Below are 23,444 nucleotides of genomic sequence, written 5' to 3'. Positions count from 1 at the left end.
TTTTCTACTACCAGCGCGTTTCGAAGCGGTTGCGCAAGTAAATGGCGAGGGCGTTCATCCCCAGCAGGAATATCAAAAGCACGATAATCGCGGCACTGGTTTTTTCGACAAAGCCCTGATTTACCTCATCAGACCACAGATAGATCTGCACCGGCAATGCCGTGGCCGCGTCGGTAAACCCTTGCGGAGCGGTCGGGATGAACGCGCGCATTCCGATCATCAATAACGGCGCAGTTTCGCCTAAGGCGCGCGCCATGCCAATGATTGTCCCGGTCAATATACCGGGCAGTGCGAGTGGCAGCACATGATGAAAAACAACCTGCACAGGCGACGCGCCAATTCCAAGCGCGGCTTCCCGGATTGATGGCGGTACCGATTTGACCGCATTGCGTCCCGCAATCACGATCACAGGCATCGTCATGAGCGCAAGTGTCAAACCGCCGACCAAAGCGGATGATCGGGGCATTCCGAAAATGGACAGGAATACAGCAAGGCCCAGAAGGCCGAAGATGATCGATGGAACGGCCGCCAAATTGTTAATCGACACTTCGATCATGTCGGTCAACTTGTTCTTCGGCGCATATTCTTCAAGATAGAGCGCGGCGAACACGCCTATGGGGAAGGCGAGCAGCAGCGTAATTGCCATTGTCATCAGCGATCCCTTGAACGCGGCCCATATTCCCACCGCAGATGGATCGGTTGCGTCTGCGCCAGTCAGGAATGTCCAGTTGAATGCTGTCCGCAACACATTGCCTTGTTCCAAAGACGCAATCGTTTTTTCCGCAGCCGGCTCACCTTTGCGTTTGTACGCGACATCCAATCGGGAATCGACCGGCAACCAAAGGCGCTGCTTGCCCGAAACCAGTTGTGGATTGTCCAGCAGCTGCTGACGAACATTGGCCGCAGCTGCGGAAGTCAGCAACTCGGCCCCTTGATCCCCATATTGCTGGCTCATCGCGAGATCGACAATACCGGGCAAGTCCATGGAATTAAGCGCGCCATCGGCATTTGGCCCGGTAATTGAGGCCGCAGTTGCACCTGCGGTCAGGGTCGGAAAATCGAAATCAACCGCAATCTCGGTGCGCTGAAAACCGCGCAGACCTTGGCCGAGCATGGTGAACAGAAGAAACGCCAAAAACAACGTTGAAAGTGCGACAGCGATGAAGCCCATTGCTTTGAAACGGCGTTCTGCAGCGTAGCGGCCAGCAATGCGTTTTTGCATCACTGTTCCGTTCCAGTCGGTCGGTGTACGATTACGTGCGGCGTTATTCATAAGCTTCTCGATAGCGTTTTACCACGCGGAGTGCGACGTAGTTGAGAAGGAAGGTGGTTATGAACAAGGCAAGCCCCAGGGCAAATGCCGCGAGCGTATGCGGGCTGCCGAAATCCTGATCTCCGGTGAGCAATGCGACAATCTGAACGGTCACCGTGGTGATCGTGTCAAAGGGATTGGCAGTCAGATTGGCGGTATAGCCTGCAGCCATTACCACAATCATGGTTTCGCCAATGGCGCGGCTGACCGCGAGCAGAACACCGCCAACCACACCGGGCAGTGCGGCGGGCAAAAGCACTTGTTTGATCGTTTCGCTTTTGGTTGCGCCCATCGCAAGACTGCCGTCGCGCATCGCGCCGGGAACCGCCGCGATACTGTCATCGGACATCGATGAAACCAGCGGGATAATCATGACGCCCATGACTATGCCGGCGGCCAAAGCATTGTCTGAAGCCGCATTGCTGACGCCCAGCATCACCGCGAAATCACGAATGGCAGGGGCAACCGTTAAAGCGGCGAAATAGCCGTAAACTACGGTCGGCACGCCCGCGAGAATTTCAAGGATTGGCTTCATCCATTTGCGGACATTGGCCGACGCATATTGGGTCAGGAAAATCGCGCTCATTAAACCTAGCGGGATCGCGACCAGCATGGCGATTATGGCGCCGATGAAAATGGTGCCCCAAAATAAAGGAATTGCGCCATAGCCATTATCAGCGCCGGCTGTAACCACATTTTTCGGGTTCCAATTGGTTCCGAACAGAAATTCGAACGGCGATACCATCGAGAAGAATTGGTAAGATTCAAATATCAGCGACGCAAAGATCCCCAGCGTTGTGAAAATTGCAATCAACGACGCAAACAAGAGGGCGAGCATCACCAGATATTCGACTTTGTTGCGCGCGCGAAAATCAGGTTTCAGCCGGGTAAACGCAAACGCGCCGCCGGCAAACAACAGCGCAAGTGTTCCGGCCATCCCCATCCAGCTATAATAGGTAAGTGCATTTTTATAAAGCGGCACAAGCTTTTCGCTCTGCGCTTGAAAGGCCGTTGACTGCAACCCCTGGGCAATCGCGCGCGCCTCCGATAAAATCGCAGCTCTTGCGAAGCCGTCTTGCGGCAAGTCGGTTGCAACAGGAGCCGAAAGAACCGCATTGGTGACCAGCGCAGGGGAAATCGTCTGCCAGACAAACATGAATAGAACAGCAGGAACCACCGCACAAACGGCAACAAACCAGCCATGATATGAAGGTAAGCTATTTACCTGACCGCGTGGCCCGCCTTTTGCAGCACGTACGAATGCTGCCGCACGTGCGCGACCAGCAATCCAAGCGACCAAACCGAGGCCAAGGACAAGGAATAGCAATGCTGTTCCAGTCATATACTTAACCCTGCCCCCTTCGACCCACAGGCCGGACATTCAAGAAATTTTCTGCCCGAACAAAAACGGGGCATGGATCAAAACGAGATTCGATCCATGCCCATAGACGCGATGTATGTTGCAGATTTATTTCAAATCTGAGCCGTCCATGGCATTTAGGCCATTTGCAGCTTCCATAGCCTTTTTATAGTCGTCATCCGTGGATGCAATCATACCCAATTTGGTCAGATAACCGCCGACGACGCCACCCTTCAGAAACTCAAGAACAAAGTCCTTAATCCCCGGGATTTTGTCGATATGGGCTTTCTTCACATAGATGAACATCTTGCGGGCGCCAGGATAGCTGCCGTCCGAAATGGTCGCGATGGTCGGATTGACGCCGTCCATGGTGATGCCGTGCACTTTCGATGCATTTTCTTCCATATAGCTATAGCCGAAAATACCGACCATGTTCGGGTTGGCATCCAATTTTTGAACGATCAAATTGTCGTTTTCGCCCTGTTCCTTGAATGCTCCGTCGGTACGGATTTCGGTACAAATGGCTTTATATTTGTCTTCGTCCGTTTCCTTCAACGCCTTGGTCGCCGCATCCGATTTGCAACCGGCTTCCATGATCAGCTCATGAAATGAATCGCGTGTGCCAGATGTGGTTGGAGGGCCGAAAACAGAAATTGGCAGTTTTGGAAGCGCAGGGTTGACGTCCGACCAGAGCTTGGCAGTTTGCGGTTCGCCAAAAGGCTTGGCTGCCAACGCTTTGTAAACATCTACGGTCGAAAGCGCGAACTTGTCGCCCTTGTTCGATTGGGCAAGCGCAAGACCATCGATACCCACTTGGATTTCTACAATCTCTTTCACGCCATTTTTCTGGCAATCTTCAAATTCGCTCTTTTTCATGCGGCGTGATGCGTTTGTGATATCGGGCGTTTCCGCGCCAATACCCTTACAAAATTGCTCCATGCCACCGCCGGTACCGGTCGATTCAAGCACGGGCGATTTGCGTGTGGCGTCTGCCTTTGCAAATGCTTCCGCTGCAGCCTTGGCGAACGGAAATACGGTTGAAGAGCCAACGATGCGAATTTCCTGACGCGAACCGCCTGCTGCACCACCTGTGCTGGCTTGGTCATTACATGCCGATAGCGCGAGAACGCTGATGGCGATAAGCGAGATTTTCTGTATCATTTGGCTAGTTCCCTTTTTGTGGAGCACTCATGGCCGGCCCATGCTCACCCGCGCAATTAGCCGCCATAGATGGCTGATAAATGACTATTGTATGACATTTATATTACATCGACAGGTGCAACGGGCAATAAAACCGACACGCTTGTTCCGCTGCCTACCGTGCTGCGGATTTCGAGGTGACCGCGGTGGCGGTCAACAATATGTTTTACAAGGCTAAGCCCCAGGCCCGTCCCACCCACCGATCGGCTGCGGCCTGAATCGACGCGGTAAAATCTCTCGGTTAAACGGGGCAAATGTTCCGGAGCGATTCCGTCGCCTTGATCGACAACTGCAAATGCCAACATCGCGCCCGAACGGGTATGCGCCAGCGACACCATGATCGGCGTTCCGGCCCGCCCGTATTTCATGGCATTGGTGATGATGTTGCTCGCGAGTTGCCGCAATTGGCCCGCATCCCCCATGACAGGCAATGTATCTACGGTCATATCAAGCGCAATGTCGCCGCCCCGTTCCTGACTGTTTCGCAATTGGTCAACAGTGTCGACGACGATGTGGGCAAAATCGACCGGGGTTTGCGGAGGATCATATTTCTCGGCCTCGATGCGAGATAATGACATCAGGTCGCGGACAAGCGCCTGCATCCGGTCGGTTTCTTTGGCCATGATGCCCAAAAAACGACTGCGCGTAACCGGGTCTTCGCTGGCCGCGGGGTCATCGAGCGTTTCGATAAAACCCTTCACAGCGGCCAAAGGTGTTAACAGTTCGTGGCTGGCGTTGGCAACGAAATCGACCCGCATTTTCTCTGCGGCTTGTGCGCTGCTCCGGTCGGCAAGATGCACCATCTTTTTTCCGGGTCCGATCGACTGGATCCGCATATCCCACATCTGGTTTTGCTGTCCGATTCCGGTGAGGCGAATCGGGTGACCGGTATGGTTGATATCAGGATCCGATAGCCGTTCGATTGCGCCGGCATGACGGAATGCCATGCGGACGTTTTGACCCACAATATTCGTGCCGAGCAATTGCCGCGCAAAATGGTTGGCTGCAGTCACTTTCGAATGATCGACGATCAAGATCGCGTCGGTTGATGCATCGATAAAGGGTTGCAATTGGGGGTGACTGGTTATCGCGTCCGGGTCAATATGGGCACTCAGATTTCTATTTGGAACAGGGTCACTGATCGGATCGTGGGGATCGGCCGCGATGAACAATGCGGTAAGCAAAGACACAATTGTCACAAGTGTCCGTTCGACATCGCCTGCAAGTTGCCCGGCGATTATTGCGCCAGCGGTTGCCAATGCAACGGCAAATAGAACGCGGGGCGACAACCAGCTGTTCACGATCGAAACGTCCTTACAGTTAATCGGGCGACGGGCACCGATGAAATCTTATATTAGCTTTTACCGCAGATTATGTCCCACATATAGACGTACATCGACCGCGCAAGCGCGACGGCTGGAAAACGATAGGGAATATGGTAGGCGTGTCTGATGAGCGAAGATAAAAACCCGGCCAATTTGCTGAATAGCCCGACAAATCGCCGCCGCGCGTTGATGCTGAGCGCTGTGTCCGCATCGGCTATTGTATCGGTGCGACCTGCATTGGCACAGTCGGCCGCGTCGATTGTAAACTGCGACATACCTGTTCCCGGCCCGCATGGCACCGGAATGAACATCAACAGCTACGGCAAATTGGTACCGCGCGACACACCGGGTTCATTCCCTGCGACGGGACAGAAATTTACAGGCGAACAGGTCAAAGCTGCCTTACGCGGACGAAGCTTGCCCGGCACCAGCGCCGACCAAAGCCAGGCCTATGTAAATTACATCCGCCGCCTGCAAAGCGGCCAGAGCGGCTTCACCTGCTACGCCAGCCTGCAGATGTCGCGCTAAACATTGAATTTTAACGCTGGGGCTTTACCCCATGCGCCCATGACAGCGTCGCCAAGCATAAAATATAAAGCGGAACCGGCGGACCAGATTTTGGTTACGCCGCTGGATTCGCTGACATTGGTGTATCAGCGCCGGTCGGGGATCACCCATATCGTGGCCGAACCCGCCCCCGAAATACTCGCCACCATGGGTGCGGACGCGTTGACCGCCGACGAGGTTGCGCAGCGGTTGGCGGCGCAATTTGATTTTGACAGCGCGCAAGCGGCGGACATCATAGCCGCGCGATTGAACGAGCTGGCCGATCTCGGGCTGGTCGAGCGCTGCTATGCATGAATTCCGGGTTCAGGTAGGGCCAGCCGCCTTTCGCATCGGTTCGCAGTGGAAGCGACCGTTGGATCAACTGGCGGAATTGTACCGCGATTATCCGGTGCCGCAGATACCCGATTATTCGGTGCGACTGGAATCGGTCAGCCTGCTGCGCCGTTTTATCCGGCCATCGGTGGCGATCAACGGGGACTATATGTTGCCGGATGCGGCGCCTTTGCCTTTGGAGCAAGGCTTGCTGGCGGCCGAAATGGCGATGAACCTGCAAATGGCGCTCGGCTGGCGACGGCATGTGTTGCTGCATGCCAGCGCCGTCGAAAAGGATGGCAAGGCCCTCATCATGACGGGCCAATCGGGGTCGGGCAAATCGACTTTGGCTGCCATGCTGGGTCATAGGGGCTGGCGCTTCATGGGTGATGAATTTGTACTGGTCGATCTGGACAGCGGCGATGCGGTGCCATTCCCCCGGCTCATCAGCCTGAAAAACGAAGCCATTGGCGCGATGCTGGCCACCGCGCTCGATGGTCGTTTTGGCCCCTTGATGCCGTCCACGCCCAAGGGGGACATCCGGCATCTGGTTCCGCCTTCCGATGCGATCGCCCATATGGCGCGTCCGGCCCGGCCAGCGCTCTTGCTTTTCCCCAGCTTCGGATTTGACGCCGCTGTGCGTGAGGTCGGGCCGAGCGAGGTGTTCATGCGCTTGACGCAAGCCTCGACCAATTATGTCGCACTGGGTGAAAAGGGCTTCTCTACGCTGACCCGCTTTGTCCAGACGGTTCCCGCCCGCGCGATTGATTATCGCGACGGGATCGAGGCCGAAGCGTTGGTGAACCAGCTATGGGCGGAATGCGCATGACCCATGACGGCATGCTTCTGGTCGATGCGCTGCGCAATCCGGCGGGGACAGCGCGTTTGGACGCGGCTGGATGGACCGCGCTGCTGACCGTAGCGCGGGTCGAACAACTACTCGGCACCTTGGCGCGCAAGCTATCGGGTTTGCCGGTGCCGGACGCGGTGGCGCACATATTGGAAGAGGCCCGGGTCAACGCCGAATATCAGCGCCGCTCTGCCTTGTGGGAGGCCGACTGCGCGCGGCGGGCACTGGCGGACTATCCCGGCAAGGTCGTGCTGATGAAGGGAACGGCTTATGTGGCGGCTGGTCTGAAAGCGGGCGAGGGGCGGCATATCGGGGATCTCGATATCATGGTCGCACAGGCCGATCTGCCGCAGGTCGAGACTGCGTTGCTAAACGCCGGGTGGGAATGGGTGAAAGAAGACGCCTATGATGACGCCTATTATCGCGACCATATGCATGAGCTGCCCCCGCTGATCCACAAGGAGCGGGACCGCATGATCGATGTGCACCACACGATCCTGCCCCTGACGGCGCGACCCCGGCCCGATGCGGAGGCGATGCTGTCCGATGCGGATGCGCTGGCAAATGGCCTTTATGTCCTGAGCCCGACCGACATGCTGATTCACAGTGTCGCGCATCTGTTTGCAGATGGTGAGCTGGACGGCGGATTGCGGAACCTGTGGGATATTCATTGCCTGATCGACGAGCGGGCCGATGATGCATTTTGGCCCGCACTCGCAAGTCGTGCGGCAAATCACCAGCTGCTTGCCCCGGTGGAACGCGCCGTGCGCCTGGCCTATCAACTATATGGGACAGACATCCCAAGCGGATGGCAGCGCGGGCATTGGCAGGACACATATTATATCCGCCGTCTGACCGCGCGCGACCATTGGGGGCGGGGCACGCATAAATTCACGCGCCTGCTCTTTTACATCCGGTCCCACTGGCTGCGCATGCCGCCGCTGATGCTGGCGCGGCATTTGTGGACGAAATGGCGGAAGACTTAACTTCGGAATTGAGACCTATGCGTTGAAGGAACTCGACTTCTCCTTTTCGTCGTCACCCTGAACTTGTTTCAGGGTCCATTTTTCAGCAATAGGAAACCCAAATTGTGTCGAGCCAGGTGGCGACGCACGGTTGCTTTTGATTCAAACTGCAGGAGCAGCTGCACGATGGACCCTGAAACAAGTTCAGGGTGACGAGTTGAGTAGAATTAAGATCGCGCACTATGCGCTGTGAGATGGATCGGCTTTGCATTGCTTCATAACTTTGAAAGTGTTGGGATAAGCTCGTCAAAATGGTCGATAATTGCATCGGCGCCCATCTCTTCTGCGGGGCCGTGCAAAAAGCCGAAGCTGACGGCGATGCTGGGCACATTGGCGTTTTTCGCCGCCATGACGTCATAAATGGAATCGCCGATATAGGCCGCCCGGCAGCCGCCGCCCAAGGCTTGGCCGCGTTTCACCATTTCGAATATGGGCGCGCCGGACGGTTTCGCATTTTCCTTACCCAAAGTGTCCGCCCCCAAAATGCAGACCATGCGGTGGGCGAGGTTCAGGTCGGTGAGCAGCTTGACCGCAAGGCTTTCGAACTTGTTGGTGACTACCGCATAACGCACGCCCATGGCATCGAGTTGGTCCAAAAGGTTGAGCGCGCCGTCGAACGGGCGGCTGTGGACCGAGACATTGGCTTCATAATAGCTGAGCATCTGGCGATAGAGCGGACGGAAATCGTCGCCCGGTATGCCGCCCGTTGCCTCCAGCCCCTGTTGCAGCATCAGCTTTGCGCCACCGCCAATATGCTGCTTCACCGTTTCGGTGGAGAGCAGCGGTCGCCCCACGCTGTCCAGCACATGGTTGACCGCCGCAGTCAGGTCGCCGCTGGTGTCGACGAGCGTGCCGTCGAGATCGAATCCGATAATGTCGAAAGGAATACTCAAACCTCATCTCCTTAATCCGTTCCTGTCGAGCGTAGTCGAGACACCGCGAGAGCGCGCCTAACTTATTGGTATCTCGACTTCGCTCGATACGAACGGGATTGAATATGTTGAGGTGAATGGAGCGTTGTTCTGGAAACCGCAACAATTTGCTGGCATGAGGCGGCGCATGACACAGATCGCCGCCATCATTCTCGCCGCGGGCAAAGGCACCCGCATGAAATCCGACTTGCACAAGGTGCTGCACCCCATCGCGGGCCGCCCTATGCTGATGCACCTGATGGACGCGGTCGACGCGTTGAATCCGGCCAAGAAGGTTGTGGTCGTCGGCAGCGGCAAGGAACAGTTGGAAGCTGCGCTGGCAGGATCGGCAGAACTGGCCGTGCAGGAACCGCAGCATGGCACGGGCCATGCCGTCCAGCAGGCCGAAGCGGCACTGGCAGGTTTTGAGGGCGACGTCCTGATTCTCTACGGCGATGTGCCTTTTGTCCCCACATCCACAATGCAGATGATGATTGACCGGCTGAACGCCGACGACGATCCCGCCGTCGTCGTTCTGGGCTTTGAACCAGAAGATACGCAAGCCTATGGCCGCATCGTCACGCAGAATGACCGGATCGAATGGATGGTCGAGCACAAAGACGCGACCGAAGCGCAGCGGGCGACAAAGCTGTGCAACAGTGGCCTGATGGCGGTGAAGGCAAAGGATCTCTTCCCTCTGTTGGCGCGGGTGTCCAACGAGAATGCCGCGGGTGAATATTATCTGGTCGACATCGTCAACATCGCGACGCAAGACGGACGCCATGGCTATGTCGTCAAGACCGACCCCTATGACGTAACCGGCATCAACAGCCGCGGTGAACTCGCCGCGATGGAGGGCGAGTGGCAGGCACGGCGTCGTGTGCAGGCCATGGTGGACGGCGCGAGCCTGATCGCACCTGAGACGGTCTGGTTTTCCTGGGATACCAAGCTCGGCCGCGATGTGCTGATTGAGCCGAACGTCTTTTTTGGCCCCGGCGTGACGGTCGCCGACAATGTAAAAATCCGCGCCAACTGCCATATTGAGGGCGCGACCATCGGTTCGGGTTGCGAAGTCGGCCCCTTTGCGCGATTGCGCCCCGGCACGGTGCTTGAAGAAAAGGCCAAGATCGGGAATTTCGTCGAGACGAAAAAGGCGCATCTGGGCAAAGGCGCGAAAGCCAATCATCTCACCTATCTGGGCGATGCCACCATCGGCGCGGGTGCGAATATCGGGGCGGGGACGATTACCTGCAATTATGACGGCTATTTCAAATATCAGACGGTGATCGGCGAGGGCGCTTTCATTGGCAGCAACAGCGCCCTGATTGCGCCTGTGAAAATCGGCCGCGACGCGATTGTCGCCGCCGGCAGTGCGGTCAGCCGTGACGTCGCCGATGGCGACCTGCGCATGGTGCGGGCCGAACAGCTGGTGAAACCCGGCTGGGCAGACCGGTTTCACGATGCGATGCGGAAAAAGAAGGCGGAGAAGAAGTGAAGCCTTTGCGCGGGACATTTCTAGCCCTAGCATTGCTCTCGGCCCCCGCCGCCGGGACCGCTCCCACGGATCAAAAGGAACAGCATATGGTGCAACATCAGGCCAAGGGCACATTCGATGTCAAAATGGTGCCACAAGCTGACGACACCGCGGATGTCGGCCGCATGACGCTCGACAAGACATTCCACGGCGATCTGGAAGCAAGCAGCATCGGCCAAATGATCGCCGTCCGTACGCCGACCGAAGGGTCAGCAGGCTATGTCGCGATGGAGCGCGTCACCGGCACCTTAGGCGGCAAAAAAGGCAGCTTTGCCCTGCAGCATTTCGGCACCATGAACCGCGGGAAGCAGCATTTGCGCATCGAAATCGTGCCCGACTCCGGAACCGATGGCCTCGCCGGGATCAGCGGGACTCTGGACATCATCATCGAAAAGGGCGCGCATTTCTACGTGCTGGATTATGCGCTGCCGGGGTGAGGGTCTTCGGAAAAAATGTTGACATGATATCATGATATGATATCAATATATCATGACTCGCATCCTTGCTGATTTGCCCGATGAAGATATTAAATGGCTCGACCAGTTAGCGGCTGAGCAGGGCAAGTCTTATGGGGCGGTTTTGAGCATGATCATCTGCTAGTATCGCCAGCATATTGAAGGTAAAAAATGAGAATATTGACCGAAATCCCGGATGCCGACGTGAAGCAGCTCGACGCGCTGGCGAGCAAGAAAAATAGCTCGCGCGCTGCGGCGATCCGCGATGCGGTGAAACTTTATCTGGTTCAAAATACCGACAATAATGACTGGATTGAGCGCTGGGCCGGGCTGTGGGAGCATCGTGACGACATTCCCGATGGCGTAGAATATCAAAGGGCGATGCGCGAAGATCGCAGGCCCTACGAAGATATTTGATTTGTGGCTCACCCTTTTTTCGACACCAACATTGTAATCGACTGGCTAAAACGCAAACCTCAAGGGATTGCTGAGCTGTCGAGATACAAAGGCCACCGGATCAGCCGCATTGTTTGGACCGAAGTGCTTGCAGGTGAATCGCTAGACGTTCGCGACATGGTTCGCCAGGCACTTGCCAATTTCGAAATTGTCGAATTGGATGAGCGTATTGCCATGGCATCGGCGGACATAAGGCATCGAACGAAATTGAAACTAATGGATGCGTATATCTTGGCCACAGCTCAAGTGAACGGCGCTATTTTAATTACTCGAAACATTAAAGATTTCCCGGTCGAAATGCCGGGTATTCGTGTCCCCTACAAATTAGATTGAAGGCAAATATTCATGTGCGGAATTATTGGCATTGTAGGTAAAGAAGCAGTCTCGGACCGGCTGGTCGACGGGCTGAAGCGGATGGAATATCGCGGATATGACTCCGCCGGTGTCTGCACCGTGCATGGGGGGCAACTGGTCCGCCGCCGCGCCGAGGGCAAATTGGCCAATCTGGTGCAGGTGCTGAAATCCGATGATGCGCCCGGCAATATCGGCATCGCCCACACCCGCTGGGCCACTCATGGCGCGCCAACCACCAGCAACGCCCACCCGCACGCCACGCAGGAAGTGGCGCTGGTGCACAATGGCATCATCGAAAATTTCAAGCAGCTCCGCGATGAACTGACCGCCCGCGGCCGGACTTTTGAAAGCGAAACCGATACCGAAGTTGTCGCGCATCTGGTGTCCGAACAGGTCGAAGCAGGCCTTGCACCTGCCGATGCGGTCAAGGCTGTCCTTCCGCGTCTGCGCGGTGCTTTCGCGCTCGCCATCGCTTTCCGGCAATTCCCCGATTTCCTCATCGGCGCGCGTCTCGGCAGCCCGCTGGTCGTTGGCTATGGCGACGGGGAAACCTATCTCGGCTCCGACGCGCTGGCGCTTGCCCCGCTGACACAAAAAATCGCTTATCTGGATGAAGGCGACTGGGTCATCGTAACCCGCGAAGGCGCGGAGATTTACGATAAGGACAATAATCCGGTCACCCGCGAAATCACGACATCGGGCGTATCGGCAGCGGCGATCGAAAAGGGCAATTACCGCCATTATATGCAAAAGGAAATTTTCGAGCAGCCCACCGTGGTTGCCCAGACGCTTTCCAGCTATATCCGCCCACTCGAACAGACGGTCGCCCTGCCGCAGATGGATTTCGATCTTGCGGGCGTAAAGCGCATCACCATTGTCGCCTGCGGCACCAGCTATTATGCAGGGATGGTCGCCAAATATTGGTTCGAAACCTTTGCCCGCGTTCCCGTCGACATCGATGTCGCATCGGAATTCCGTTATCGCGATCCGGTGTTGGAAGAAGGGGGCCTCGCCCTGTTCATCTCCCAATCGGGCGAGACCGCTGACACGCTCGCGGCGCTGCGCCATTGCAAGGAACAGGGGCAGACCATTGCCGTCGTCGTCAACGTGCCGACCTCAAGCATGGCCCGCGAAGCCGACCTGTTATTGCCCACCCATGCTGGCCCCGAAATCGGTGTTGCGTCGACCAAGGCCTTCACCTGCCAGCTCGCCGTTCTCGCCGCGCTGGCGGCGCACCTGGCGTTGGTGAAAGGCAAGCTGTCGGCGGAGCAGGAACGCGAAATCGTCCGCCACCTGATCGAGGCACCCGCCGCGCTCAATGCCGCGCTGGCGCATGATGAGGATATTGCGGCGATGGCGCATCTGATCGCGCCGGCGCGCGACGTGCTCTATCTGGGCCGTGGCCCCGACTATCCGCTGGCGATGGAAGGCGCGCTGAAGCTCAAGGAAATCAGTTATATCCACGCCGAAGGCTACGCGTCCGGCGAAATGAAACATGGCCCCATTGCGCTCATCGACGAGGCGGTGCCTGTCATCGTGCTTGCCCCATCCGGCCCGCTGTTCGAAAAGACCGTCAGCAACATGCAAGAAGTCCGCGCTCGCGGCGGCAAGGTCGTGCTGATTTCCGACGCCGAAGGCATAGCGGAGGCAGGCGAAGGCTGCCTTGCGACCATCGAAATGCCCACAGTCCATCCACTGATTGCGCCTTTGGTCTATGCCGTTCCGGTGCAGTTGCTCGCCTACCATGTGGCCTGCGCGAAAGGCACCGATGTCGACCAGCCAAGGAATTTGGCGAAGTCGGTGACGGTGGAGTAGACCAAAACCCTTGAAACCCCAGCCACCTTCCGCCATCACCAGCGCAATCGGAGGCAAGGCCAGTTGGGATTATTTGATCGCTTCAAAAGGCGCAAGATGAAGGCGGCATTGTCCCCGCCTGCATCCTCACAGCCTTGGCCGCCACCACCGTTAGAGCTTGGGGCTGCTTTTCAAAGTTTCGAACCTCCGCCTGAACCGGTCCAGCCGGCTTGGATGAAATATCCGGTGTCCGCGCCCAAGGGGCACATCATTGTCTTTGCCAACGAAAAGGGCGGGGTGGGCAAGTCGACATCGGCTTTCCATACCTGCATCGCGCTGTGCAATGCAGGCGAGCGGGTCGCTGCGCTCGATGTCGACCTGCGTCAGTTGACGCTGCACCGCGCGCTGTGGGCACGACAGGAAAGCGAGCGCGAATATGGCGTGAAGCTTCCCGGTCCCGAACAGATCATGCTCGCGCAGCAGAACGAGAATGAGCTGGCCGAAAAGCTCCGTATGGCGCGGATCCACAATAGTTTCATCGTAATCGACGTCGGCGGACATGACTCGCCGATTGCGCGAAAAGCCATCTTCATGGCCGATACAATCGTGACGCCGGTGAACGACAGTTTCATCGACCTCGACATGCTCGGCCATATCGACCCTCGCACGGGCGATTTCAAAACGCTGGGCAATTTTGCCCGGCTGGTCGAACATCTCAAGGACCCTGGCATTGCGCTGCGTGCTCAAGCCCTTGACTGGGTCGTGATGCAGAACAGATCCCGCAGTCTTGCCACCAACAACGAACGCAAGGTGCGCGATGCGCTGGACAAGATTGCGCCTGCCGCTGGATTCAGGATCGTACCGGGATTAAGCGAACGCGTGACCTATCGCGAATTATTTCCTTTGGGCCTTACCTTGTTCGACCTGGATACACTGCCAGACCTTGGCAAGGCCCAGCCCAATGCCCGTGAGGAGATTTGGGCGATGCTACGTGCACTCAATCTGCCGAGCGCCGCCTTGAAGCGGGCGATTGCAGTACCCGACGACGCAAAGTCCGATATAGAATGAAAGGGCGAAATATATGAACATGGCATTGATACTGGCGTTGATTGCCGTCGCGATCTGCTTGTTCGTAATTGTTAAAGTCGCATCGCAAAGCAAGACGCGAAGGAAAAAAGGTGACAGTGGCACGGACGGTTACTCGTCTTCGTCTGATGGTGGAACCGATTGCGGCCCGGGTGACGCTGGTGGTTGCGACGGCGGCGGGGGAGGCGGCGATTGAGCGCTACTAAAATCATAGCCATTATTGTCCTGCTCTCGCTGGCGTTTCATCTGTTGCTCTTTGGCTATCTTCGCCGCCGGATTGCTGCTGCAAAGCGAGAAAAGGACAAGGAAACATGAACGAAAATCCCAGTACCACCGTCGAAAGCTCGGATGGAAAATATGCCCAGCTTATTAAGGCTAGATTGCATGAATGGGTTGCAGGTGAGCCGACCGAAGTAGGAGGAGTCGACAATGGCCCGACGCCCTATGAACTGTTACTATCCGCGCTCGGTGCTTGTACATCCATAACACTCGAAATGTATGCAGCGCGCAAGGAGTGGCCGCTGGAAAAGGTGTATGTCACGCTAGAGCATTCCAAAGAAGATCGCGTGGGTGAAAATGATGGAAAGCCCGTCGATATGATCGACCGGATCGTTCGTCTGGATGGGCCGTTGGATGAAAGTCAGCGGGCGAAGCTTATCGAAATCGCCGAAAAATGCCCGGTCCATCGTACCCTTACCAACCAGATCACGATCAACACACTTCTGGGTTGATCTGACTCCAGCCTGTGGGTTGATTTGCCCTTTTTGGAGGCTTATAGCGAATGCTTAGAAGCAAGCGGTCCCGTGGGGCCGCTTTTTGCCTTTTGGTCCTATGGGAAGGAAATAGCCATGTCGATTACGCCTTTAATGCCAGTCTATCCGCGTTGTGGGTTCCGGCCAGTGCGTGGCGAAGGCGCTTGGCTGATTTCCGAAGATGGCAGCCGCGCTCTGGATTTTGCCGCGGGTATCGCGGTGAACCTTCTTGGCCATGGCCATCCGCATTTGACCAAGGCGATTCAGGATCAGGCGGCTACGCTGATGCACGTATCCAACCTATACGGCAGCCCGCAAGGCGAGGCCTTTGCCCAGCGGTTGGTCGACACGACCTTTGCCGATACGGTGTTTTTCACCAATTCGGGGGCGGAAGCTGTCGAATGTTCGATCAAGACCGCCCGCGCTTACCACCAGAGCCAAGGCAGCGACCGGTTCGAAATCATCACCTTCAAAAACGCCTTTCACGGGCGCACGATGGCCACGATTTCGGCAAGCAATCAGGAAAAGATGCACAAGGGCTTCCTGCCGCTGCTCGAAGGTTTCAAATATGTCGACTTCGACGATCTCGAGGGCGCAAAGGCTGCTATCGGTCCGAAGACTGCGGCATTCCTGGTTGAGCCCATTCAGGGTGAGGGCGGTGTGCGTCCGGCGTCGGATGCCTTTATGAAGGGTCTGCGCGCGCTGGCCGACGAACATGGCTTGATGCTCATTCTTGACGAAGTGCAGTGCGGCGTGGCGCGGTCGGGCACGCTCTATTGCTACGAACAATATGGCATCGAACCCGATATCATGGCGAGTGCCAAGGGCTTGGGTGGCGGTTTTCCAGTCGGCGCTTGCCTTGCAACAGAAAAGGCCGCGCGCGGCATGGTTGTGGGTACGCATGGGTCGACTTATGGCGGCAATCCTTTCGCCATGGCCGCGTGTCAGGCGGTTTGGGACGTAGTGGCCAATGAAGAGTTTCTGACGCAAGTGCGGTCAACGGGTGACAAGCTGCGTTCGGCGCTGGAACAGTTTATCGGCAACTACCCCGATCTGTTCATCGGCGTGCGTGGCAAGGGCCTGATGCTCGGCGTCATGATGACGCATGAAGCGCGCGCATTTGTGGCCCATTTGCGCGACAATCATGGCTTGCTGACCGTTGCCGCAGGGGACAACACCTTCCGCGTCTTGCCGCCGCTCAATATCGATGACAGCCATATCTCGATCTTCATGGAAAAACTGTCGGCAGGTGCCGCGAGCTACCAGATGCCGGCAGCTGCATGACACGACATTTCCTGAATCTGGCGGATGCTGGCGGGGACGCTATTGCGGCGATGCTCGCGGACGCAATAGACAGGAAAGCGGCGCGTATAGGCTCGCCAAAAGGGAAGCCCGACAGCGATGCGCCTCTGGCGGGGCGCACACTGGGTATGATTTTCGAGAAAAACTCGACGCGGACCCGAACATCTTTTGAAATGGCAATGAAACAACTGGGTGGTGACAGTATTTTCATGGCATCCGGGCAGATGCAACTCGGGCGGGGCGAGAGCATTGCCGATACGGCCCGGGTGCTGTCACGCTATGTTGATGCCATCATGATCCGCACCGACGATCATACAAAGATTGAGGAACTGGCCAAATATGCGAGTGTGCCAGTTATCAACGGCCTCACTGACTTGTCGCATCCCTGCCAGATTGTGGCCGACCTGTTGACCATAACCGAACAAGGCAAGGCCTTGCCGGGATTGGAAGTTGCCTGGTTGGGGGATGGCAACAATGTCCTGAATTCCATTGTCGAGGCAGCGGGCATATTCAAATTCAACGTCCGGATTGCAGTTCCGCAGGGTTATGAAAGCGACGGCAGCTTCATCGAAGTGGCGCAGGCCGCGGGGGCGCGCATAACGCTGACCCGTGATGCGGCAGAGGCCGTGGCCGGGGCGGATATCGTGGTTACAGACACTTGGGTGTCGATGGGGCAGGAACATGCCCATAACAAGATCGCCGCCATGATGCCTTTTCAGGTCAACGAACGTTTAATGGCAGGTGCGAAACCGGAGGCCAAGTTTCTGCATTGCCTGCCTGCTCATCGCGGCGAAGAAGTCACCGACGCCGTTCTGGATGGACCGCAGTCGGTCATTTGGGACGAGGCAGAAAATCGTCTGCATGGCCAGAAGTCAATTCTGCTGTGGTGCTTTGGATTATTGGCATGAAATTGCACGGCGGCGCTGCGTTCTGATGGCATCACAACCCGAAACTTTTGGCGACCAACCTCTGCGATTTTCCATTCCCGCGCGAGATGCACGCGGACGATTGGTGCGGTTGGATAATGTCCTGAACGAGATTCTGGCGGCCCATGCCTATCCGCCTTTGATCGAAAAAACGCTGGCCGAAGCCTTGGTCCTGACGGCGATGTTGGGGGCATCGTTGAAAGATCAGGGCAGCCAAATGACGATGCAGGTACAAACCGAAAAGGGTGCCATTCGCCTTTTGGTATGCGATTACAAGGACGGCGCATTGCGGGGATATGCACAATTTGATGCCGCCACCGTTGCGGCCTTGCCCGCAGATTCGACGCTGTTTGGAATTTTCGGAACAGGCTATCTTGCCATCACTTTCGACCGCGTCAGGCCCGCATCAGAAGGTGGCGGGCGATATCAGGGGATCGTGCCCCTCGAAGGTTCCTGCCTGTCGGAAGCGGCGCAAAATTATTTTGTGCAATCCGAACAAATACCGACATTCATCCGAACTGCCGTCGACCATATTAACGGCCGTTGTGTTGCAGGTGGCATATTGGTTCAGCACCTGCCCGAAGGTGAAGAAGGGCGCGAGCGCCTGCACGTCCGCCTCGACCATCCCGAATGGGAGCATGTTGGAATGCTGGCCTTCACGGTTTTACCCGAAGAATTGGCTGATCCCACGCTTCCGTTAGAAGAAATAGTCTGGCGACTTTTCCATGAAGAGGATGAGGTGCGCGTTGAACAGGCGGGTAAATTGACCAAGGGTTGTCGCTGCGATCCGGTGCATATCCGGGACGTTATCGCAAAATTTCCTTCCGAAGACCGTGCTGAAATGGCCGATGAATCGGGCGATATTGTCGTCGACTGCGAGTTTTGTTCGCGTCGTTTTCCGATCAGTCTGGCCAGCCTGAATAACTGAATTCGACCTTTGTCGCAAAATATCAGTCATTCATCGTTCATATACCACATTCTATCGTGATAATTGTAACAACCTCTGCTACAACGCAGGTAATAACGGGGCCGCTTCGCTAAAACTGTCTAGGGTTTACGGTACAGAAGCTTATGAAAATGAATATTGTTTATAAGGCCATGACCGGCGTTTTATTGCTATGCGCCGGAACGGCTGCGATGGCATGGGCGCAAGGGGGCGACCTGTCGCTTTTGCAATCCATTGATCGCGGAATGTGGCATTTGCGCGCAGTAGGCGGCGGACCATCAGGCGCGTCGGTCAACCAGATTTGTGTGGGCGACCCTGTAAAACTGACGCAGATTCAGCACGGAACGGCCCTGTGTGAACATTATGTGGTTCGGTCAAGCCCGACATCGGTGACCGTCAGTTATAGCTGCAAAGGCGCCGGGCAAGGCCTGACGACGATCCGCAAGGAATCAGGCAAGTTGATCCATATCCAGTCACAAGGAATCCGCAACAATTCGCCATTTTCATTTGCGGTAGAGGGGCGTCACGTCGGGGCGTGCTAAAGATCGTAGTTCCGATAACCAGATATTTACCAAATTTGATTAGACGCAGATTGTATCTTTTTTAAGATACATTTTCCTCCCTAGCAGGCTGACACGCCTAAGCCTTGGACCGCTGGCGATTTTCGCAAGCGGTCCCTGTTTTCTTAAAATGCCGCAATCCCGGTAATGGCGCGGCCCAATATCAGCGCATGGACGTCATGTGCCCCTTCATAGGTGTTGACCGTTTCGAGGTTCACCATGTGGCGCATGACCTGATATTCGTCGCTGATCCCGTTGCCGCCATGCATATCCCGCGCGGCGCGCGCAACGTCGAGCGCTTTGCCGACATTGTTGCGTTTGACGATCGAGATCATGTCGGGCGCAAACTGGCCTTCGTCCATCAGACGGCCGACGCGCAGGCTGGCCTGCAAGCCAAGCGCGATATCGGTCATCATGTCGGCCAGCTTTTTCTGATACAGCTGGTTGGCGGCAAGCGGTTTGCCAAACTGGTGCCGGTCAAGGCCATATTGCCGCGCGGCGTGCATGCAAAACTCGGCCGCACCCAGTGCGCCCCAGCTGATCCCGTAACGGGCGCGGTTGAGGCAGCCAAAAGGTCCCTTCAACCCTTGGACATCTGGGAGCAGGGCATCTTCGCCGATTTCGACATTGTCCATGACAATCATGCCGGTGGTGGAGGCGCGAAGCGAGAGCTTGCCTTCGATCTTGGGTGCCGACAGACCCTTCATTCCCTTTTCCAGCACAAAGCCGCGAATACCACCGCCATGCGCTTCGGACTTGGCCCACACGACAAACACATCTGCAAAGGGTGCGTTGGAAATCCAGGTCTTCGTGCCATTCAGCACATAACCGCCGTCCACCTTTTTGGCGAAGGTCCGCATTCCGGCAGGGTCAGAGCCTGCATCGGGTTCGGTCAGGCCAAAACAGCCGATCAGCGTGCCTGCCGCCAGACCCGGCAGATATTTGCGGCGTTGTTCTTCGGAGCCATAAGCATAGATAGGATGCATCACGAGCGAGGACTGCACCGAAGCCATCGACCGGTAGCCTGAATCGACGCGCTCGATTTCGCGCGCGATCAAGCCATAGGCGACATAGGATGCGCCAACGCCGCCATATTGTTCCGGAATTGTCGCGCCAAGAAGCCCGGTTTGGCCCATCAGCGGAAATAGTTCGGGCGCGTCGCGCTCGCTGCGATAGGCATCGATCACGCGCGGCTGGAGTTCGCTTTGCGCGAAGGCGTGGGCGGTATCACGGATCATACGTTCGTCTTCGGTCAACTGCGCGTCCAGATTGAACGGATCGGACCAGTTAAAAGCTGCCATTTCGGCCATAGATTGTCTCCAAGTGATGGTCGCTCGCTAGACTTTTTGTGCGCGTTCCACAAGTTTGTGTTTATAGTTTCAACCTGAACTTGTTTCGGCATCCATAGTAAAGCTATGACGGGCCCAACAAGCGGATATGGCGCCGCCAGAATGACGCGAAGGAGAATGCAGTGCCGCTGCAACATGAGGTCGAAAATCTTCTAAATGGGCTAGGCGTAGCCGCGCATGGTCCGCAGCCGGTGCATAGCCCTATCGATGGCAGCCAGGTTGCGACCTATGCCGAAGCGAGCCCGGCTGAGATCGAGAAAGCGATTACGCAATCCGGCACCGCCTTTCAGGCATGGCGCACGGTACCCGCACCGCGCCGTGGCGAATTAGTGCGCCTTTTCGGCAATGCGTTGCGGGACCATAAGGACAGCATTGCGCGCCTTGTCACTATCGATTGCGGCAAGCCCCTGTCCGAAGGCTTGGGCGAAGTGCAGGAGATGATCGACATTTGCGACTTCGCCGTCGGTCTTTCGCGTCAGTTGCACGGGCTGACCATCGCCAGCGAACGTCCCGGCCACCGGATGATGGAGCAATGGCATCCGCTGGGACCGACGCTCGTTATTTCGGCGTTCAACTTCCCCGTTGCGGTCTGGGCATGGAATGCCGCGCTCGCACTGGTCTGCGGCAATAGTGTTATCTGGAAACCGTCGGAAAAAACCCCGCTGACCGCTCTCGCCGTTCAGGCCATTTTTGAGCAAGCCGTGCGCGCCTTTGGCGATGCGCCGGAGCATCTTTCCCAGGTGGTGCAGGGCGGACGCGATGTCGGTGCCACGCTTGTCGCCGACCCGCGCATCGCGCTCATTTCTGCAACGGGCAGCACGGCTATGGGGCGCACAGTGGGGCAGGTGGCGGCCGGCCGTTTTGCCCGGTCCATCCTCGAACTCGGCGGCAACAACGCCGCAATCATCAGCGACAAGGCCGATGTGGCGCTTGCCCTGCGCGGAGTGCTGTTTTCGGCTTTTGGCACCACAGGGCAACGTTGCACTAGCTTGCGGCGGCTCTTTGTGCATCACAAGCTTTATGACAGCTTCGTTCCCGCATTGAAGGCCGCGGCGGCTTCGATGCCCATCGGCGACCCGCTGGACAGCGCACATCTTGCCGGACCGTTGATTGACGAGGCAGCCCTGACCGCGATGCAGGCGGCACTTGAGGAAGCGAAAGCCCTTGGCGGCATTCTGTCCGGCGGGGAACGCCTGCCGGGGAACGGCGTCTATGTTCGCCCGGCGGTTTTGGAGATGGCCGCGCAGGAAGGCCCGGTGCTGCGCGAAACATTCGCGCCCATCCTTTATGTGATGCGCTACACTGATCTGGACGCGGCAATCGCCTTGCAGAATGCCGTCGGCGCGGGTCTGTCCTCTTCGATCTTCTCGACTGATGTGCGCGAATGCGAACGCTTCCTGTCTGCGTCGGGCAGCGACTGCGGCATTGCCAATGTCAACATCGGCACATCGGGCGCGGAAATTGGCGGTGCATTCGGCGGTGAAAAGGAAACCGGCGGCGGGCGCGAGTCCGGGTCGGACGCTTGGAAAGCCTATATGCGCCGGGCCACCAACACGATCAATTATTCGAACGAACTGCCGCTTGCGCAAGGTGTGACTTTTGACCTAGGCTGACGGGCAGGAGAGATCTATGCTTGTCGAAAAATTGCCGCCGGTAAAGGCCACGCTGCAGCCCAGTAATCATCCTTATCTGAACGGGGCGTGGACCCCGCAGCATGAGGAGGTGACCGCCTTTGACCTTGACGTGATCGAAGGGGCCATTCCCGACGATATTGACGGCATCTATCTGCGCAACACCGAAAACCAGTTGCATCAGCCACTTGGCCGTTATCACCCCTTTGATGGCGACGGTATGATCCACCAGATTGACTTTTCGGGTGGCAAGGCAAGTTACCGCAACCGTTTCGTCCGCACCCGCTGCTTCGCGGCGGAGCAGGATGCGGGCGGCTCGCTTTGGGGCGGGCTGATGGACCGCACTGGCACTTCCAAGCGCCCCGGCTTCGGTGCGCATGGCGGCCTCAAGGATTCGTCCAGCACCGACATTATCGTCCATGCCGGCAAGGCCGTGTCGACCTTTTACCAATGTGGGGAGGGTTATGTTCTCGACCCCGAAACGCTGGACCAATCGGGCGTCGCATCTTGGGTTCCGCTTGATGGCATCTCGGCCCATCCCAAGGTCGATGAACGCACAGGCGAACTTCTGTTTTTCAACTATTCGAAGCACGCGCCCTATATGCATTATGGCGTTGTCGGTCCGGATGGGAAATTGGCGCATTATGTTCCTGTTCCCTTGCCGGGGCCGCGCCTTCCGCACGATATGATGTTCACGCCGAACTGGTCCATCCTGTGCGACTTCCCGCTGTTCTGGGACGAAGAATTGTTGAAGCGCGATGTGCACGTCACGCGCCTTCACGAAGGGATGCCATCCCGCTTTGCGCTGATCCCGCGCTATGGCCAGCCCGAAGAGATCCGCTGGTTCGAAGCCGACCCCACATTCGTCCTGCATTTCATCAACGCCTATGAAGCGGGTGATGAAGTCATCCTCGACGGCTATTTCGAAGAAGATCCCTATCCGCCGCCGATCGAAAGCGCAGGCGAATATGCGCATATGATGGCCTATGTGGATGAGCATAGCTTCAAGCCGAAGCTGCACCGCTGGCGCTTCAATCTGGCGGACGGGACCACGAAAGAGGAACGGCTTGACGACCGTATCCTCGAATTCGGGATGATGAACCAGCGCTATCTGGGTCTTCCTTACCGCTATGCCTATAGCACGACGTCGAAGCCAGGCTGGTTCCTCTTCAATGGTTTTGTGAAACATGATTTGGAAACCGGTGCGTCCGAACAGGTGATGCTGGAGGATGGGCGTTACGGCAGCGAAGCCCCCTTCGCCCCGCGCACCGACGCAAAGGACGAGGATGATGGCTATCTGGTCAGTTTCGTGATCGACGAAAACCGCGGCACGTCGGAATGTATCCTGATCGATTGCAAGCGGTTCGCCGACGGCCCCATATGCCGCATCGCCCTGCCGCATAAGATATCCAGCGGCACCCACGCCCATTGGGTCGA

The 23,444-nt window shown here is 56.9% G+C and carries 25 protein-coding genes; 19 read left to right on the top strand and 6 right to left on the bottom strand.

All coding sequences use genetic code 11. The features are described from left to right. Window positions 1-7: 7 nt before the first annotated feature. From pstA to ACKVOS_RS04795, 4 genes are all read right to left on the bottom strand, one after another. Window positions 8-1,273: a phosphate ABC transporter permease PstA gene (gene pstA / locus ACKVOS_RS04810; protein WP_409210881.1), complete on the bottom strand. Its 1,266-nt coding sequence runs from the start codon at window positions 1,271-1,273 to the stop codon at window positions 8-10. Next, window positions 1,266-2,654, bottom strand: a complete 1,389-nt coding sequence (gene pstC, locus ACKVOS_RS04805; RefSeq protein ID WP_409210880.1) for a phosphate ABC transporter permease subunit PstC — start codon at window positions 2,652-2,654, stop codon at window positions 1,266-1,268. The genes pstA and pstC overlap by 8 nt, the downstream gene beginning before the upstream one ends. Before the next feature lie 126 nt (window positions 2,655-2,780). Further along, a complete protein-coding gene (locus ACKVOS_RS04800; protein ID WP_409210879.1) occupies window positions 2,781-3,833 on the bottom strand; it encodes a substrate-binding domain-containing protein in 1,053 nt (350 codons plus the stop codon). Window positions 3,834-3,931: 98 nt separating this feature from the next. Then, entirely contained in the window at window positions 3,932-5,173 is a 1,242-nt protein-coding gene (locus ACKVOS_RS04795) for an ATP-binding protein (RefSeq protein WP_409210878.1), read from the bottom strand. Between the two features lie 150 nt (window positions 5,174-5,323). On the opposite strand from ACKVOS_RS04795, the gene ACKVOS_RS04790 reads away from it, so the two are divergent. Genes ACKVOS_RS04790 through ACKVOS_RS04775 form a run of 4 tightly spaced genes read left to right on the top strand, consistent with a single transcriptional unit; the run spans window position 5,324 to window position 7,912 of the window. Continuing rightward, entirely contained in the window at window positions 5,324-5,725 is a 402-nt protein-coding gene (locus tag ACKVOS_RS04790) for a hypothetical protein (protein WP_409210877.1), read from the top strand. A gap of 39 nt (window positions 5,726-5,764) precedes the next feature. Further along, on the top strand, window positions 5,765-6,058 hold the full coding sequence (locus tag ACKVOS_RS04785; RefSeq protein ID WP_409210876.1) for an HPr-rel-A system PqqD family peptide chaperone: 294 nt from the start codon (window positions 5,765-5,767) through the stop codon (window positions 6,056-6,058). Continuing rightward, window positions 6,051-6,905, top strand: coding sequence for an HprK-related kinase A (locus tag ACKVOS_RS04780; protein WP_409210875.1), 855 nt, complete (start codon window positions 6,051-6,053; stop codon window positions 6,903-6,905). Before ACKVOS_RS04785 ends, ACKVOS_RS04780 begins: the two co-directional genes overlap by 8 nt. Then, entirely contained in the window at window positions 6,902-7,912 is a 1,011-nt protein-coding gene (locus ACKVOS_RS04775) for a nucleotidyltransferase family protein (protein WP_409210874.1), read from the top strand. Before ACKVOS_RS04780 ends, ACKVOS_RS04775 begins: the two co-directional genes overlap by 4 nt. 254 nt (window positions 7,913-8,166) lie before the next feature. Here ACKVOS_RS04775 and ACKVOS_RS04770 read toward each other — a convergent pair whose 3' ends face one another. Then, complete coding sequence (locus ACKVOS_RS04770; RefSeq protein WP_409210873.1) at window positions 8,167-8,844, bottom strand: HAD hydrolase-like protein; 678 nt, start codon at window positions 8,842-8,844, stop codon at window positions 8,167-8,169. Window positions 8,845-9,010: 166 nt separating this feature from the next. Here ACKVOS_RS04770 and glmU point away from each other — a divergent pair, with 166 nt between their 5' ends. The 13 genes from glmU to ACKVOS_RS04705 all read left to right on the top strand — a co-directional run bounded on the left by glmU (window position 9,011) and on the right by ACKVOS_RS04705 (window position 19,009). Further along, window positions 9,011-10,357, top strand: coding sequence for a bifunctional UDP-N-acetylglucosamine diphosphorylase/glucosamine-1-phosphate N-acetyltransferase GlmU (glmU, locus tag ACKVOS_RS04765; protein WP_409210872.1), 1,347 nt, complete (start codon window positions 9,011-9,013; stop codon window positions 10,355-10,357). Between the two features lie 86 nt (window positions 10,358-10,443). Continuing rightward, window positions 10,444-10,833, top strand: a complete 390-nt coding sequence (locus ACKVOS_RS04760; protein ID WP_409210871.1) for a DUF3224 domain-containing protein — start codon at window positions 10,444-10,446, stop codon at window positions 10,831-10,833. A gap of 189 nt (window positions 10,834-11,022) precedes the next feature. Then, complete coding sequence (locus ACKVOS_RS04755) at window positions 11,023-11,268, top strand: ribbon-helix-helix domain-containing protein (protein ID WP_409210870.1); 246 nt, start codon at window positions 11,023-11,025, stop codon at window positions 11,266-11,268. 3 nt (window positions 11,269-11,271) lie between these two features. After that, window positions 11,272-11,640, top strand: coding sequence for a type II toxin-antitoxin system VapC family toxin (locus ACKVOS_RS04750; protein ID WP_409210869.1), 369 nt, complete (start codon window positions 11,272-11,274; stop codon window positions 11,638-11,640). 12 nt (window positions 11,641-11,652) lie between these two features. Further along, window positions 11,653-13,476, top strand: a complete 1,824-nt coding sequence (gene glmS, locus ACKVOS_RS04745; RefSeq protein ID WP_409210868.1) for a glutamine--fructose-6-phosphate transaminase (isomerizing) — start codon at window positions 11,653-11,655, stop codon at window positions 13,474-13,476. Window positions 13,477-13,689: 213 nt separating this feature from the next. Next, window positions 13,690-14,523 (top strand): division plane positioning ATPase MipZ, encoded by an 834-nt coding sequence (locus ACKVOS_RS04740; protein WP_409210867.1) that lies wholly within the window; start codon window positions 13,690-13,692, stop codon window positions 14,521-14,523. Between the two features lie 13 nt (window positions 14,524-14,536). Then, window positions 14,537-14,737 (top strand): hypothetical protein, encoded by a 201-nt coding sequence (locus tag ACKVOS_RS04735; RefSeq protein ID WP_409210866.1) that lies wholly within the window; start codon window positions 14,537-14,539, stop codon window positions 14,735-14,737. Beyond that, a complete protein-coding gene (locus tag ACKVOS_RS04730) occupies window positions 14,734-14,856 on the top strand; it encodes a hypothetical protein (RefSeq protein WP_409210865.1) in 123 nt (40 codons plus the stop codon). The genes ACKVOS_RS04735 and ACKVOS_RS04730 overlap by 4 nt, the downstream gene beginning before the upstream one ends. Continuing rightward, window positions 14,853-15,272, top strand: a complete 420-nt coding sequence (locus ACKVOS_RS04725; protein ID WP_409210864.1) for an OsmC family protein — start codon at window positions 14,853-14,855, stop codon at window positions 15,270-15,272. Before ACKVOS_RS04730 ends, ACKVOS_RS04725 begins: the two co-directional genes overlap by 4 nt. A gap of 117 nt (window positions 15,273-15,389) precedes the next feature. Next, window positions 15,390-16,577: an aspartate aminotransferase family protein gene (locus tag ACKVOS_RS04720; protein WP_409210863.1), complete on the top strand. Its 1,188-nt coding sequence runs from the start codon at window positions 15,390-15,392 to the stop codon at window positions 16,575-16,577. Further along, a complete protein-coding gene (argF, locus tag ACKVOS_RS04715; RefSeq protein ID WP_409210862.1) occupies window positions 16,574-17,503 on the top strand; it encodes an ornithine carbamoyltransferase in 930 nt (309 codons plus the stop codon). The genes ACKVOS_RS04720 and argF overlap by 4 nt, the downstream gene beginning before the upstream one ends. A gap of 25 nt (window positions 17,504-17,528) precedes the next feature. Then, on the top strand, window positions 17,529-18,449 hold the full coding sequence (locus tag ACKVOS_RS04710) for an Hsp33 family molecular chaperone HslO (RefSeq protein ID WP_409210861.1): 921 nt from the start codon (window positions 17,529-17,531) through the stop codon (window positions 18,447-18,449). 143 nt (window positions 18,450-18,592) lie between these two features. Further along, on the top strand, window positions 18,593-19,009 hold the full coding sequence (locus ACKVOS_RS04705; RefSeq protein ID WP_409210860.1) for a hypothetical protein: 417 nt from the start codon (window positions 18,593-18,595) through the stop codon (window positions 19,007-19,009). A gap of 143 nt (window positions 19,010-19,152) precedes the next feature. Here the strand turns inward: ACKVOS_RS04705 and ACKVOS_RS04700 are convergent, their stop codons facing one another. After that, window positions 19,153-20,337 carry an acyl-CoA dehydrogenase gene (locus ACKVOS_RS04700; RefSeq protein WP_409210859.1) on the bottom strand — a complete coding sequence of 395 codons (1,185 nt, stop codon included), beginning with the start codon at window positions 20,335-20,337 and terminating at the stop codon, window positions 19,153-19,155. A gap of 161 nt (window positions 20,338-20,498) precedes the next feature. Here ACKVOS_RS04700 and ACKVOS_RS04695 point away from each other — a divergent pair, with 161 nt between their 5' ends. Both ACKVOS_RS04695 and ACKVOS_RS04690 read left to right on the top strand, forming a co-directional pair. Further along, window positions 20,499-21,989 carry an aldehyde dehydrogenase family protein gene (locus tag ACKVOS_RS04695; RefSeq protein ID WP_409210858.1) on the top strand — a complete coding sequence of 497 codons (1,491 nt, stop codon included), beginning with the start codon at window positions 20,499-20,501 and terminating at the stop codon, window positions 21,987-21,989. A 16-nt stretch (window positions 21,990-22,005) separates the two neighbouring features. Further along, on the top strand, window positions 22,006-23,444 hold a 1,439-nt coding region (locus ACKVOS_RS04690; RefSeq protein ID WP_409210857.1), incomplete at its 3' end, for a carotenoid oxygenase family protein.

The organism is Sphingorhabdus sp. (assembly GCF_046154385.1).
In the GTDB taxonomy this organism is placed as follows: domain Bacteria; phylum Pseudomonadota; class Alphaproteobacteria; order Sphingomonadales; family Sphingomonadaceae; genus Sphingorhabdus_B.
This window is presented reverse-complemented; position numbering and strand designations above follow the sequence as displayed.